The sequence below is a fragment of the Aminobacter aminovorans genome (assembly GCF_900445235.1).
Lineage (GTDB): Bacteria > Pseudomonadota > Alphaproteobacteria > Rhizobiales > Rhizobiaceae > Aminobacter > Aminobacter aminovorans.
Map to the genome: position 1 here is coordinate 341,585 of NZ_UFSM01000001.1, position 13,131 is coordinate 354,715.

Consider the following 13,131-nt stretch of genomic DNA (forward strand, 5'->3'; position numbering starts at 1 on the left):
TCCAGCAGCTTGGCCTGTTAGGGGTCGTCTTGCATTTTCAAAGCCAGCTATCCGGTTACTGAAATCCATGACCCGACCATTTGTTGACAGGGTTCATCCGTCGTAGAAACGGCAAGGGCCTCCAAGACCAACAGGGAGTGTTGCATGGCATGCCAGTGCGCTGATTTCTACGACGCGGAGTTGGCGCGGCATCATCCGCATCTGCTGGCCGCTGCCCGCGTCGGAACGTTCGACCGGGTGCTCGACATCGGTTGCGGCGCGGGCCAGACCACCCGCGAAGCCGCCCGTGCCGCGGCGAAGGCAAATGTGCTCGGCATCGACATTTCAGCCGACATGCTCGAGATCGCACGGCAGCGTTCCGCGAAGGCACGGCTGGCGAATGTGGCGTTCGAACTGGGCGACGCGCAACATCACGACTTCCCGGCTGCCGGCTTCGATCTGTGCATCAGCCGCTTCGGGGTGATGTTCTTTGCCGATCCTGCGGCGGCATTCGCCAACATCGCGCGGGCAATGCGCCCAGGCGCCCGTCTTGCCTGGATGGTGTGGCAAAGCCAGGATCGAAACCCATGGTCCGGCGCCATCAGACAGGCGCTGGCTCCAGGAGCCGCCGTTGTCACGGACGCCGGCAAAGCGTTTTCGCTTGGCGATCCCGCCATCGCCACGGAGCTCCTGAGCACGGCCGGCTTTGGCTTTGCCGAGGTGCGGGAGCCGGTCTTCTACGGGTCGGACGTGAATGCGGCGCTCGATGCGCTTGTCGGCCTTTACATGGTGAAGGACGCGCTTGCCGGCGCTGACGAACCACCTGAAAAGCCGCTCCAACGGCTGCGCAACCTGCTCGAGAAGCATATGACTGCCGAAGGTGTGATGTTCGACTCGCGTGCATGGATCATCAGCGCCGAGCAGCAATAGCGGGCTGGGCTGTAAGCACGCGTCGCCCACTTAGGATCGCCGGCCAGATGGAACCTCCCGTGACGCCAGGGGTTGAACCTCCTTCAAGGAGACATTCACGATGGCCGACAAGAGAGAGTTCGAAGCGAAGTTCTGGAAATCGATACGTTCAGACATGACCGTGATGGTGAGTGTAGCTGGTATCGACTCACGCCCGATGACCGCGCAGTTCGATGGCGATCGCACGACCATCTATTTTTTCACGGCAAGCGACACCGAGCTTGCAGGCAAGCTGGCGCGGGCCAGGAAAGCCACGCTCGTCTACGCCTCCAAGAAGCATGACCTGTTTGCCACCGTCCATGGCACCCTCAGGATCGACAGCGACCGTGGCACGATCGATCGGCTGTGGAACCGCTTCGTGGCCGCGTGGTTCGAGAAGGGCAAGGATGATCCGAAGCTCAGGCTGCTGCGGTTCGAACCGGCAGACGCCCAGATTTGGCTCGACGCTTCCAGCCTCGTTGCCGGCGTCAAGATGTTCCTGGGCCTGGGTGACCCGAAGCAGGACTACAAGGACAGCGTGGCGAAAGTGCCACTTTAGCCAGCGAATTCGGGAAGCAATCGAAACGTCTGGCGCACCCGACAGGATTCGAACCTGTGACCTCTGCCTTCGGAGGGCAGCGCTCTATCCAGCTGAGCTACGGGTGCTCGTCGGCGAATTCGCGCCGAACACGCCCGGCGCACCGGACGACGCGCGTTCATAACCGATGCGGCGGCAAGCTTCAACGGGGGAAGTGGCAAATCGCAATGCCCAGACCGATCGGGTGTTGCGGCTATCGGTCGACTCAAGCAAGGCGCAATTGACGGCCACCCTTCCGGCATTGTCTAACGCCCTCAGACATGTTCACGCTCGCTCACCCCGCAACCTTCGCCCAGGACATCAAGAAGAGCCGGTTCCTGGCAACCGCCGCGCCTGTGGCGGACGAGGCGGCGGCGAAGGCGTTTATCGCTGCGAGTTCTGATGCCGGGGCCAATCACAATTGCTGGGCCTGGCGCTTCGGCCAGAGCTACCGCTTCAGCGATGACGGCGAGCCGAGCGGGACGGCGGGCAAGCCGATCCTGCAGGCGCTTGATGGCCAAAACCTCGACAATGTCGCCGTCGTCGTCACGCGCTGGTTCGGCGGCATCCTTTTGGGCAGCGGCGGGTTGGTACGAGCCTATGGCGGCACCGCGGCCGCCTGCCTGCGCAGTGCTGCCAAGACCGAGATCGTCATTACGGTCGAGGCAACAATCACCTGCGGCTTCGCCGATCTTGCGATCGTTCAGGCAAGGCTCGCGGCCCAGCCGGGCGTGCGCATCGTCGCCGAGACCTTCACCGCGACCGGCGCCGAGCTTGTGGTTGCGCTGCCCGTGGCTGACACGGCTGCGACCGCGCGGATGATAACCGACCTGACCAGCGGGCGAGCGATCGTCGCCCTGCCGGACTGACGCAGCCACGATACTTCAATCGATCAAGCGCGGCTAGACTTGTCGGCGGCCAAGAGGCACTGCTTCAGCTTGTGACGCGGTGCGCGCCCAGCGGGATGCGCAGGGACGGCCACCAAGGGCGTTCCCGCTCGCTGGAACAACGTTCCAGGAAAAGCGTGCAGTGGTGTTCCGTCCGGAATAGCGTAGCAACGGGAAATGAGGCTCCGCGATCCGAAGAGAGAGCGGCCAGGCACGACCATAGGAGACCAGAATGGAAATCAAACGCAGCGGTTCGCGTCCTTCGGCAACGCCCTCCCCCGACTATTTCACCGGCGCAGTGCGTCAGGATCCTGTTATCGAAGCGCCGGCGCCGGCGCGGCTGCGCGCCGTCACCGTCACCTTCGAACCGGGCGCACGCACGGCTTGGCACACGCACCCGCTCGGCCAGACGCTGGTCATAACCTCGGGTCTCGGTTGGGCACAGGTCTGGGGCGGCAAGGTCGAAGAGATCAGGACCGGCGACGTGGTCTGGTTCGCGCCCGGCGAAAAACACTGGCACGGTGCTTCCGCGACAACAGCCATGACCCACATCGCGCTGCAGGAAGCGCTCGACGGCCGCGCCGTCGACTGGCTCGAGCACGTCACGGATGATCAGTACAACGCGCCGGCGTGAGCCGCGCTGCGCCAACCAGCAAGGCTACTGGATTTCGCCCATCGGCACAGGCGCGTCGCCCTGCTGGATGGTCGCGGACGTGTCGACAGGCATAGGCATGCCAGGGGCAGCGGGTGCCGGCAAGGGTGCTGCCAATGCGGTAGCCGCCGGTGCCGGGGTGAACAGTGAGGACGCCAGGCTGCCGCCGGCGGCCTGTGGCATGTAGCGGACGATCATTTCTTCGACCTGGGCGTTGCGCTTGCGCGCCGTGTCGCCGCCCATGACGACGATCACCAGCTTGCGGCCGTCGGCCTGCACGGAGGTGACGATGTTGAAGCCCGAGGCCCTGATATAGCCGGTCTTGATACCGTCGACGCCGTTGACCCGGCCGAGCAGGTCGTTATGGCCGCGGATGCGCTTGCCGCGGAAATTGAAGTCGGTCGCCGAGAAGTAGTAGTAATTCTGCGGAAAATGCTTGCGCAGCGCCATGCCGAGCACCGCCATGTCGCGCGCTGTGGTGCGCTGCTGCGGGTCGGGCAGGCCCGAGGCGTTGCGGAAGATGGTGCTGGTCATGCCGAGTTGACGCGCCTTTGCCGTCATCTGGCTGGCAAAACCTGCTTCCGAACCGCCGAGATATTCGCCGACGGCCACCGCCACGTCATTGGCCGACTTGGTCGCAAGCGCCCGGATCGCCGATTCGAGCTCGATCTGCTCGCCACGCTTGAAGCCGAGCTTGGAGGGCGGCTGCGAGCGGGCGTTCTCCGACACCGGGATGAGCGTCGTCTTGGAGACGCGCCCCTGCTGCATCGCCTCGAAGGTCAGATACAGCGTCATCATCTTGGTCAGCGAGGCGGGATAGCGGGGTGCCGTCGAATAGGCCTGGTAGAGGGTGCGCCCGTTGGAGGCGTCGACGACTATGGCGGCGAACTTATCGGGCGCCGCGGCTGGCGGCGCAACATTCAGCGTCTCGGATGTGGCGCAGCCAGCGACAAGAGTTATCACCGCAAGCAGTGCCACGACATTGCGCCACAGCCCAGAAAACCGGGGGTGTCCGAGAGGCAGCAAAATCGAGTGGGTCTGAGCTAACAAGAAAGAACCTGTCGGTGATCGCCAAAATTGGGCTTTGTCACATGTCGGCCGGCAACAACAGCCGAAAACTACAGAACGCACGCCATTCCGTCCATTTGGTCGGACGCACCAGATGCATGTTGCGCCGGCGGTGTTGAATATTGGTTACACCCGCCGGCTTGCGCGAAGGATGCCAAATCGGCTCTGTTGGGCCATGCAGCGGGGTGATTTGGCATGAGCGAACATGGTTTCCGGGCCGAGGGCATTTCAGCCGCGCTCGACCTTGCCGTCGGCCACATTGCCGATTTCGCCATCACAAGCGGCGGACGCACGCTGAAGCCGCTGCACCGCGCAGCCTGGATCGACCGCCAAGACTTGCCTGAAGGCCTGCCCAAGGGTGTCGTCAGGCTGTCAGGCGATTTCCTGTGTGCACCGTTTTCGCGTAGCGACGTCGAGGCAGCGCCGCTGCATGGCTGGCCGGCCAACAGCGCCTGGGATCTCGTCGCCGACCAAGCCATCCCAGGCGGCCACAGCGTAAGCTTCCGGCTCCGGCACAAGGTGATGGGGGCCACCGTCGACAAGACGCTCGTCCTGCGCGACGGCCACCCGTTCCTGTACCAGGAGCACACATTTACCGGCGGATCGGGGGCAATCTCGGTCGCCCATCACCCGATGACCGAGATGGCCGCGGGCGGCCGCCTCGCTTTTTCGCCGAAGCGTTTGGCTGTGACCCCGCCCGATGTGACCGAGCCCGATCCGCTACGGGGCGCCCATCTGCTTGCTTACCCTGCCCGCAGCGACGACCTCACCAGCTTCCCGGCCGCCGATGGCGGGCAGACCGACCTCACCTGTTACAGTGCCGTGCGCCGGCACGAGGATTTCGTCACCCTGGTCGAGGCCGATCACGGCGGCATGGGCTGGACGGCGGTGGCGCGCAAGGCCGAGGCCGATGTCGTCCTGGTGCTGAAGAACCCGGCCGAGCTGCCCGTCACCATGCTGTGGATCAGCAATGGCGGCCGCTATTATGCGCCATGGAACGGCCGCCACGGCGTCCTGGGCATCGAGGACGGGCGCTCGGCAATCGGCCATGCAGCATCCCTCGGCGACAACTGGCTGAAGCAGGAAGGCATAGAGACAGCCTTTGGGCTGGGTGGCCGCGTCGCCTTCCGCCAGATCGTCGGCGCGATGCCGCTGGATGGCGGTGATCCGCCATCGCAGGTCGAAGCCCTGCCGGGCCGCTTGCAGCTCACCTTCGCCGATGGCGGCCGGCGGGAGGCGCCGTTCGACGAAACATTCCTGCGGATCGGCCAGCCGATCTTGAAGTGACGCCGCCGCCGCCTCATTTTTGACGGGTGCGGCGGCAGAATGTCATCGAAACCATCGGGGAGATCCATGTCCGAAATCGCCCACATCGCCGCAACCCTGTTCAAGCGCGCCCATCATGCCGAGCGCTTCGTGATCGGCATCGCCGGACCGCCCGGATCTGGCAAGTCTACCTTGTCGGCGGCGCTGCACGACGTGCTGCCCGAAGGCTCAGCCGCGGTGGTGCCGATGGACGGCTTCCACTTCGACGACGCGGTACTGGCAAAGCGCGGCCTCAGTGAACGCAAAGGCGCGCCCGAGACTTTCGACTTTGCCGGCTTCGAAGTTCTGCTCAAGCGCCTGCGCGCCGCCGAGCCCGACATCGCCATCCCGGTCTTCGACCGCAGCATCGAGTTGTCGCGTGCGGCGGCGGACATCGTCTCGGCCGACGTCAAGTTCATCCTCGTCGAGGGCAACTACCTGCTGCTCGACGAGGAGCCCTGGCAACGGCTGCATCAGCTGTTCGACTTCACTATCTTCGTCGATGTGCCGCGCGAGGAGCTGGAGCGGCGGCTGGTCGAGCGCTGGCGCCAGCATGGCCGCTCGGACGCCGACGCGCGCAACTGGATCGACAGCAACGACATGCCCAACATCGATCGCGTGCTCGCCGCGCGACGCAAGGCCGATCTGGTGATCTGACCACAAGCGGAACCGAACCGCAGCATGCCCGTTGTCTCGCATCGGACGATTCGCAAATGCGCGTCCAGAAATTCACGAAACAGCGAGGCGACAGCAATGGCGACCAAGGCGAAAAAAGCTGCCCCGAAGACGGGCAAAGCACTTCAATCGAAGGTGGGCGCTGGCCCGGCGTTGGCCGAAAGATCCAAGGACGCAGCCAAGCCGGAACTCGGCAAGAGCGCGCCGAAAAAGGTGACGCCTGAAGCTGAAAAACCGGTCAAGGCGGCAACTCCGCAAAAGACCGCAGCCGAGAGGCGGCCGTCGGTGGCTACTCGGATCATGCGCAAAGTCAAGGGTGTGGCAACCGGCGTCGCCGGTTTTGCCGCCTCCGTGGTGAAGCGCGACGGCTCCAAGGCGAAAGCCAAGGCCAGCACCAAATAGCTTGACCCTGACTTGACGTTGTTGGCTACGAGCGTGCCGGAATGTTCAGCCCCGCCTGCACTGCCGGGCGGGCCAGGCCGCGCTCCAGCCATGCCCCGACATTCTCGAAGCTCTTGAAGCCGACCAGGTCGCCGGCGTCGTAGAAGCCGATCAGGTTGCGCACCCAGCCAAGCATCGAGATGTCGGCGATGGTGTAGTCGTCGTCCATGATCCACTTGCGGCCTTCGAGCCGCTTGTCGAGCACGCCGAGTAGGCGGCGCGACTCGTCGCGATAGCGCTCGAGCGGTCGCTTGTCTGATATCTCGCGGCCGGCGAATTTGTGGAAGAAGCCGAGCTGGCCGAACATCGGGCCGACAGACGCCATCTGGAAGAATACCCACTGAATGGTCTCGTAGTGGCGGGCGCGGTCGGCAGGGATCAGGCGGCCAGTCTTCTCGGCTAGATAGAGCAGGATGGCGCCCGACTCGAACAACGCCAGCGGCTTGCCGCCGGGACCGTTGGGGTCAATGATCGCCGGGATCTTGCCATTCGGGTTCAGCGCCAGGAATTCCGGCGTCCAGCTTTCATTCTTGCCGATATTGATGGCATGCGCCTCGTAGGGCAGGTCGAGCTCTTCGAGCGCGATCGACACCTTGACGCCATTCGGCGTCGGGAACGAGTAAAGCTGGATGCGGTCCGGGTGCTGCGCCGGCCAGCGGGCAGCAATCGGAAAGGGAGTGAGATCGCTCATCGACGGTTCCTCGTGGGGTGGCCGGCGTGAAGCGCACGAGCCAGAATGGTGGGGCACACAAGAGTTAGTCATGCGGACGCGCCGCATCAATATGCAGCGCACCTGTTTTGTCTCGATGACAGATTAGGCCGAAGAAGGCGCGGTCAGACCGCCTTCACCGCAACCACGGCATTGGTGCCGCCAAAGGCAAAGCCGTTGCTGATCGCAACGCGCACCGGGCGCTGCCTGGAGACATTAGGCGTGATGTCGAGATCGCAATCGGCATCGGCCTCGCGATAATTGGCGGTCGGCGGCACGATCCCTTCGCGCACGGCGTTGACGCAGGCGATCATCTCGAGCGCGCCTGAGGCGCCGAGGCAGTGGGCATGCATCGACTTTGTCGACGACACCGACAGCTTGTCGGCATGGGCGCCAAAGACACGGCGGATGGCCGCCGTTTCGATCTGGTCGTTTGCCTTGGTGCCGGTGCCATGGGCGTTGACGTAGTCGACCTCTTCCGGTGCCAGCCCAGAGTCGAGCAGGCAGGCACGCATCGCCGCGGTCGGGCCTTCGACAGTCGGCGCCACGATGTCGGAGGCGTCGCCGGACATGCCGGTTCCGGCAAGTTCGGCCAGGATCGTCGCGCCACGGGCAACCGCGTGGTCATGGGTTTCGAGCACGACCATGCCCGCGCCTTCGCCGAGAACCAGCCCTTGCCTGTCCGCGGAAAACGGACGGCAGGTGTCGGGCGCAACGACGCGCAACGCTTCCCAGCCCTTGATCACGCCCCACACCAAGGGCGCATCGGTGCCACCGGCAACGATCGCGTCGGCGCGGCCGAGCAAAAGCTGGTCCATTGCGGTGGCGAATGCATGGTTGGACGACGAGCAGGCCGAGGTGACGCCGAACACCGGCCCGCGCAGGCCAAGGTTCATGCTGACCTGGCCGGCAGCCGCACCCGGCATGACCTTCGGCACGGTGAAGATGCCGGCGCGGTTCCTGCCTTCGAGCAGGATGGCGCGGTAGTTTTCCTCGATCGCTTCCCAGCCGCAGACGCCGACGCCGACGATGGTGCCGACACGATGGGTATTGCTGTCGTCGACCACCAGGCCGGACTGACGCAATGCTTCCTTGGCCGCGATCACGGCGAGAAGGCTGAACCGGTCCATCGAAACGAGCTGCTTGCGGTCGATGCCGTGCTCGGGCAGATGCTTGATCTCGGCGCCGATGCGGATCTTGAGCTCATGCAACTCGCCATTGGTCAGCGGCCCGATGGCCGAACGGCCGGCACGCATGGCATCCCAGATGGCTGGAGCATCGGTGCCGAGACCGCACAGCCCGCCGATACCGGTGATGACGATGCGGGGTCGCTTCATCTCAGGCCGATTTTGCAATCAGGGCGCGAACGGCTTCGACCATGTCGCCGACATTCTTGAGGCTGCTCCAGGCGTCGACGGTGTTCATCTCGATCTCGATGCCGTACTCTTCCTCGAGGTCGAAGATAATCTCGGTGAGTTCGAGCGAGTGGATGCCGAGCGCGGTCAGCTCTGTGCCGAGCGTGATCTCTTCGCCACCTTCCTCAGCATGCGCCTTGATCTTGGCGATGATGTCCGTTGCCAACTGGTCGGCCATAAGTACCCTTCCCCAGAACTCTCACATTTGTCATGCCCGCGCCGCGCAGCACTTGCGCCGGGCCCGAGCCAGACCTTTCAGACGATATCGCCCCCGAATTGAGCCAAAAAGGCATCCCTGTATAGAAAGCGAAACGCGAGGAGGCAACAAGCTTGTATATCGACAATTCCGCCTGTGCGGCTAACCTTGGGGCACCATGACTTCAGGCATATCATCGTCCGTCCAGGCGGACGCAGCGGCAATTTCGACGCAGCGCGTGGCGGCGCGCGGCCGCATCGAGATCGATCACCGTGCCGGCCGCAGCCGCCTCGCCCGCCTCTACCAGGATGGCGCTGCCAAGATCAGGCTGCCCGAGACAGGCGCCGATCCGCTCGAAGCCGTGCTGATCAATATGGCCGGCGGGCTGACCGGCGGCGACAGGCTCGGCTGGGAGGTTTCGGTCGGCGCGAGCGCACGCGCCGTCATCACAACCCAAGCCTGCGAGAAGGTCTACCGCGCGCTTACCGACCGTGCCGAGGTCGAGGTTCGCCTGTCGGTCGGCGCCGGCGGTTACCTCGGCTGGCTGCCGCAGGAAACGATCACTTACGATCGCTCCGCCTTTTCACGCAGGCTCGACGCCGACCTGGCAGTGGGTGCCGAGGCGCTGATCGTCGAAGCGACCGTCTTCGGCCGCAGCGCCATGGGCGAGCGCGTCGAAAGCGGCACGTTCCGCGACCGGTGGCGCGTCAGGAGCGCGGGCCGGCTCATCCACGCCGAAGATTTCTCCGTCGGACCAGAGATCGAAGCAACGCTCGGCCGAAAGGCATCGAGCGGCGGGCGCATCGCCATGGCAACGCTGCTGCTCGTCTCCGAACGCAGCGAACATCTGCTGGAGCCGGCGCGGCAAATTGTCGGCGACGACGGCGGCGCCAGCTTCTGGTCGGTCGGGCCAACTGGCAAGCTTCTTGCGAGGCTTTACGCCGGGGACGGCTACACGCTACGGAAACGACTCATGCCGCTGGTCGCCCTGCTCAATGGACAGGCAGGCCTGCCCAGATTGTGGTCACTCTAAGAATTTCGGTGCGCGAATGAACCTGACGCCAAGGGAAAAGGACAAGCTTCTGATCGCCATGGCGGCAATGGTCGCGCGCCGGCGTCTGGAGCGCGGCGTCAAGCTCAACCATCCCGAAGCCGTGGCACTGATTTCCGACTTCATCGTCGAGGGCGCCCGCGACGGCCGCTCGGTCGCCGAGCTGATGGAAGCAGGCGCTCACGTCATCACCCGCGCCCAGGTCATGGATGGAATTGCCGAGATGATCCACGACGTCCAGGTCGAAGCCACGTTTCCCGACGGCACCAAGCTCGTCACCGTCCACGAACCTATCCGCTGAGGCCGCCATGCTCGAACTGCGCCCGAATTGCGAATGCTGCGACCGCGACCTGCCGCCCGAGGCGACGAACGCCGTCATCTGCACCTTCGAATGCACCTTCTGCAGCGACTGCGCGGAAGGCGTGCTCTCGGGCAGCTGCCCCAATTGCGGCGGCGATTTTTCGGCTCGGCCGATCCGGCCCGCGGCCATGCTTGCGAAATATCCTGCTTCGACCAGGCGCGTGCTGAAAGCCGAAGGCTGCGCGTCGAAATCCGCCGCCTGATTGCCCTGAACGAAAGGTTATCAACGATGCTCAAGCGTCTCGCTGTCGCCCTCTCCTTGATGTCTTTGTCGGTCGCACCCGCCTTCGCCCACCTCAATCCGGATGAGCACGGCTCGCTGCTCGCCGGCGTGTCGCATCCGCTGTTCGGCATGGACCACATCCTCGCCATGGTGGCCGTCGGCCTGTGGGCTGCCCTGCTCGGCGGCCGCGCTTTGTGGCTGGTGCCCGCGGCGTTCGTCGGCACCATGGCTCTGGGCTTCGGGGCTGCCATCGCCGGCGCGCCGCTGCCCTTCGTCGAACCCTTCATCCTCGCTTCCGTCGTGGTGATCGGCCTGCTTGCCGCGATCGCGCTCAAGGTGCCGACATGGGCGGGCATGTTGATGGTCGGCGTCTTTGCCTGCTTCCATGGCCACGCCCATGGCGGCGAACTCGGTTCGGCCGGCGCGCTCAGCTTCGGCATCGGTTTTGCGCTGTCGACGGCGCTGCTGCATGCCGCCGGCGTCGGTCTTGGCCTCGGTATCGGTCGCGCCTTCGGCAGCGACACCGGCCGTCTCGTCACCCGCATCGCCGGCGCTGCGACAGCGCTCGGCGGCCTCTGGCTGGCGCTCGGAGCGTGAGACCCATGATCCCGGGCGAAATTATTGCAGCCGAAGGCTCGATCGAACTCAACAAGGGCCGGCCGACGGTAACGCTCAAGGTCGCCAATACGGGCGACCGGCCGATCCAGGTCGGCAGCCACTTTCATTTCTACGAGACCAACAACGGCCTGAAATTCAACCGCGAGCAGGCGCTCGGCATGCGGCTCGACATTGCCGCCGGCACCGCCGTGCGCTTCGAGCCGGGCCAGGAGCGCGACGTGACGCTGGTGCCCTATGGCGGCAAGCGCGAGGTCTATGGTTTCCAGAAGAAGGTGATGGGTAAACTCTGATGCCTGCACAAATCTCCCGCGCCTCCTATGCCAAGATGTTCGGCCCGACCGTCGGCGACAAGGTCCGGCTCGCCGACACCGAACTGTTCATCGAGGTCGAGAACGACTTCACCATATATGGCGAGGAAGTGAAGTTCGGCGGCGGCAAGGTCATCCGCGACGGCATGGGCCAGAGCCAGCTGAGCCGCGCCCAGGGCGCCGTCGACTGTGTCATCACCAATGCCGTGATCCTCGACCACACCGGCATCTACAAGGCCGATGTCGGCCTCAGGGACGGGCGCATCGCCGCGATCGGCAAATCAGGCAACCCCGACACCCAGCCAGGCGTCACCATCATTATCGGACCGGGCACCGAGGTCATTGCCGGCGAAGGCAAGATCCTGACCGCCGGCGGCATCGACACCCACATCCACTTCATCTCGCCGCAGCAGGTCGACGAGGCGCTGAACTCGGGCGTCACCTGCATGGTCGGCGGCGGCACCGGACCAGCGCACGGCACGCTCGCCACCACCTGCACGCCGGGACCATGGAACATCGCCCGCATCATCCAGGCCTTCGACGGCCTGCCGATGAACATCGGCGTCTTCGGCAAGGGCAACGCCTCGCTGCCCGGCGCGCTGGAAGAGATGGTGCTGGCCGGCGCCTGCGGCCTCAAGCTGCACGAGGACTGGGGTTCGACGCCGGCGGCCATCGACACCTGCCTGTCCGTCGCCGACGCCTATGACATCCAGGTGGCGATCCACACCGATACGCTCAACGAGGGCGGTTTCGTCGAGGACACGGTCGGCGCCTTCAAGGGCCGCACCATCCATTCCTTCCACACCGAAGGCGCCGGCGGCGGCCATGCCCCTGACATCATCAAGGTCTGCCAGTACCCGAACGTCATCCCGGCCTCGACCAACCCGACGCGCCCCTACACCGTCAATACCATCTCCGAACATCTCGACATGCTGATGGTCTGCCATCATTTGTCGCCGTCGATCCCCGAAGACATCGCCTTCGCCGAAAGCCGCATCCGCAAGGAGACGATCGCCGCCGAGGACATCCTGCACGACCTCGGCGCGTTCTCGGTGATCTCATCCGACAGCCAGGCGATGGGCCGTGTCGGCGAGATGATCATCCGGACCTGGCAGACGGCCGACAAGATGAAGCGCCAGCGCGGCGCGCTGCCTGGGGAGAAGGGCAACAACGACAATTTCCGCGCCCGCCGCTACATCGCCAAATACACCATCAACCCGGCTATCGCGCATGGCATGTCGCACGAGATCGGCTCAATCGAAGTCGGCAAGCGTGCCGATCTCGTCTTGTGGAACCCGGCCTTCTTCGGCGTGAAACCCGACATGGTCCTGCTCGGCGGCTGGATCGCCACCGCCGCCATGGGCGATCCCAACGGCTCGATCCCGACGCCGCAGCCGAGCCACTACCGCCCGATGTTCGGTTCCTTCGGCAAGGCGCTGACCAACAGCTCGATCACCTTCGTCTCGAAGGCCGGGCTGGAGGGCGGCCTGCGCGACCGCATCGGCGTGGCAAAAGAGATGGTGGCGGTGGAAAATACCCGTGGCGGCATCGGCAAGCGCTCGATGATCCTCAATGATGCCATGCCTGAGATTGACGTCGACCCCGAGACCTACGAGGTCCGCGCCGACGGCGAGCTGCTCACTTGCGAGCCGGCGACGGTGCTGCCCATGGCGCAGCGCTACTTCCTGTTCTAGCTTCAGGCTTGCGATGAGGAGGCCG

General features: G+C 64.6%; 17 protein-coding genes and 1 tRNA gene. 13 read left to right on the forward strand and 5 right to left on the reverse strand.

From position 1 onward, the window contains the following. The first annotated feature begins 144 nt into the window (after positions 1-144). Together DY201_RS01690 and DY201_RS01695 are read left to right on the forward strand one after the other, a co-directional pair. The gene (locus DY201_RS01690; RefSeq protein ID WP_115729699.1) at positions 145-909 is read left to right on the forward strand and encodes a class I SAM-dependent methyltransferase; all 765 of its coding nucleotides are present in this window, start codon (positions 145-147) and stop codon (positions 907-909) included. Positions 910-1,009: 100 nt separating this feature from the next. Then, on the forward strand, positions 1,010-1,486 hold the full coding sequence (locus DY201_RS01695; protein WP_115729700.1) for a pyridoxamine 5'-phosphate oxidase family protein: 477 nt from the start codon (positions 1,010-1,012) through the stop codon (positions 1,484-1,486). A 30-nt stretch (positions 1,487-1,516) separates the two neighbouring features. Here the strand turns inward: DY201_RS01695 and DY201_RS01700 are convergent. Continuing rightward, positions 1,517-1,593: transfer RNA gene (locus tag DY201_RS01700), tRNA-Arg, on the reverse strand. Positions 1,594-1,785: 192 nt separating this feature from the next. Between DY201_RS01700 and DY201_RS01705 the strand changes: the two genes are divergently transcribed. Further along, a complete protein-coding gene (locus tag DY201_RS01705) occupies positions 1,786-2,373 on the forward strand; it encodes an IMPACT family protein (RefSeq protein WP_115729701.1) in 588 nt (195 codons plus the stop codon). A 250-nt stretch (positions 2,374-2,623) separates the two neighbouring features. Next, the gene (locus DY201_RS01710; protein ID WP_115729702.1) at positions 2,624-3,025 is read left to right on the forward strand and encodes a (R)-mandelonitrile lyase; all 402 of its coding nucleotides are present in this window, start codon (positions 2,624-2,626) and stop codon (positions 3,023-3,025) included. Positions 3,026-3,049: 24 nt separating this feature from the next. Here DY201_RS01710 and DY201_RS01715 read toward each other — a convergent pair whose 3' ends face one another. Further along, complete coding sequence (locus DY201_RS01715) at positions 3,050-4,021, reverse strand: D-alanyl-D-alanine carboxypeptidase family protein (protein ID WP_342635169.1); 972 nt, start codon at positions 4,019-4,021, stop codon at positions 3,050-3,052. A 285-nt stretch (positions 4,022-4,306) separates the two neighbouring features. On the opposite strand from DY201_RS01715, the gene DY201_RS01720 reads away from it, so the two are divergent. The 3 genes from DY201_RS01720 to DY201_RS01730 all read left to right on the forward strand — a co-directional run bounded on the left by DY201_RS01720 (position 4,307) and on the right by DY201_RS01730 (position 6,493). Then, positions 4,307-5,398 carry a hypothetical protein gene (locus DY201_RS01720; protein ID WP_115729703.1) on the forward strand — a complete coding sequence of 364 codons (1,092 nt, stop codon included), beginning with the start codon at positions 4,307-4,309 and terminating at the stop codon, positions 5,396-5,398. A 66-nt stretch (positions 5,399-5,464) separates the two neighbouring features. Beyond that, positions 5,465-6,073, forward strand: a complete 609-nt coding sequence (locus DY201_RS01725) for a nucleoside triphosphate hydrolase (RefSeq protein ID WP_115729704.1) — start codon at positions 5,465-5,467, stop codon at positions 6,071-6,073. Between the two features lie 96 nt (positions 6,074-6,169). Then, positions 6,170-6,493 carry a hypothetical protein gene (locus tag DY201_RS01730; protein WP_115729705.1) on the forward strand — a complete coding sequence of 108 codons (324 nt, stop codon included), beginning with the start codon at positions 6,170-6,172 and terminating at the stop codon, positions 6,491-6,493. 25 nt (positions 6,494-6,518) lie between these two features. Here DY201_RS01730 and DY201_RS01735 read toward each other — a convergent pair whose 3' ends face one another. From DY201_RS01735 to DY201_RS01745, 3 genes are all read right to left on the reverse strand, one after another. Continuing rightward, the gene (locus DY201_RS01735; RefSeq protein ID WP_115729706.1) at positions 6,519-7,223 is read right to left on the reverse strand and encodes a glutathione S-transferase N-terminal domain-containing protein; all 705 of its coding nucleotides are present in this window, start codon (positions 7,221-7,223) and stop codon (positions 6,519-6,521) included. Between the two features lie 143 nt (positions 7,224-7,366). Beyond that, positions 7,367-8,578, reverse strand: a complete 1,212-nt coding sequence (locus DY201_RS01740; protein WP_115729707.1) for a beta-ketoacyl-[acyl-carrier-protein] synthase family protein — start codon at positions 8,576-8,578, stop codon at positions 7,367-7,369. Position 8,579: 1 nt separating this feature from the next. Next, entirely contained in the window at positions 8,580-8,834 is a 255-nt protein-coding gene (locus tag DY201_RS01745) for an acyl carrier protein (RefSeq protein WP_115729708.1), read from the reverse strand. Between the two features lie 196 nt (positions 8,835-9,030). On the opposite strand from DY201_RS01745, the gene DY201_RS01750 reads away from it, so the two are divergent. The 6 genes from DY201_RS01750 to ureC are packed head-to-tail and all read left to right on the forward strand — an operon-like array spanning position 9,031 to position 13,106. Continuing rightward, positions 9,031-9,885: an urease accessory protein UreD gene (locus DY201_RS01750; protein WP_115729709.1), complete on the forward strand. Its 855-nt coding sequence runs from the start codon at positions 9,031-9,033 to the stop codon at positions 9,883-9,885. A gap of 16 nt (positions 9,886-9,901) precedes the next feature. After that, positions 9,902-10,204 carry an urease subunit gamma gene (locus DY201_RS01755; protein WP_115729710.1) on the forward strand — a complete coding sequence of 101 codons (303 nt, stop codon included), beginning with the start codon at positions 9,902-9,904 and terminating at the stop codon, positions 10,202-10,204. Between the two features lie 7 nt (positions 10,205-10,211). Beyond that, on the forward strand, positions 10,212-10,466 hold the full coding sequence (locus tag DY201_RS01760) for a DUF1272 domain-containing protein (RefSeq protein WP_115729711.1): 255 nt from the start codon (positions 10,212-10,214) through the stop codon (positions 10,464-10,466). A 26-nt stretch (positions 10,467-10,492) separates the two neighbouring features. Further along, positions 10,493-11,083, forward strand: a complete 591-nt coding sequence (locus DY201_RS01765) for a HupE/UreJ family protein (RefSeq protein ID WP_115729712.1) — start codon at positions 10,493-10,495, stop codon at positions 11,081-11,083. A gap of 5 nt (positions 11,084-11,088) precedes the next feature. Then, positions 11,089-11,394 carry an urease subunit beta gene (locus DY201_RS01770; RefSeq protein WP_115729713.1) on the forward strand — a complete coding sequence of 102 codons (306 nt, stop codon included), beginning with the start codon at positions 11,089-11,091 and terminating at the stop codon, positions 11,392-11,394. Further along, a complete protein-coding gene (ureC, locus tag DY201_RS01775; protein ID WP_115729714.1) occupies positions 11,394-13,106 on the forward strand; it encodes an urease subunit alpha in 1,713 nt (570 codons plus the stop codon). Before DY201_RS01770 ends, ureC begins: the two co-directional genes overlap by 1 nt. Positions 13,107-13,131 lie beyond the last annotated feature (25 nt).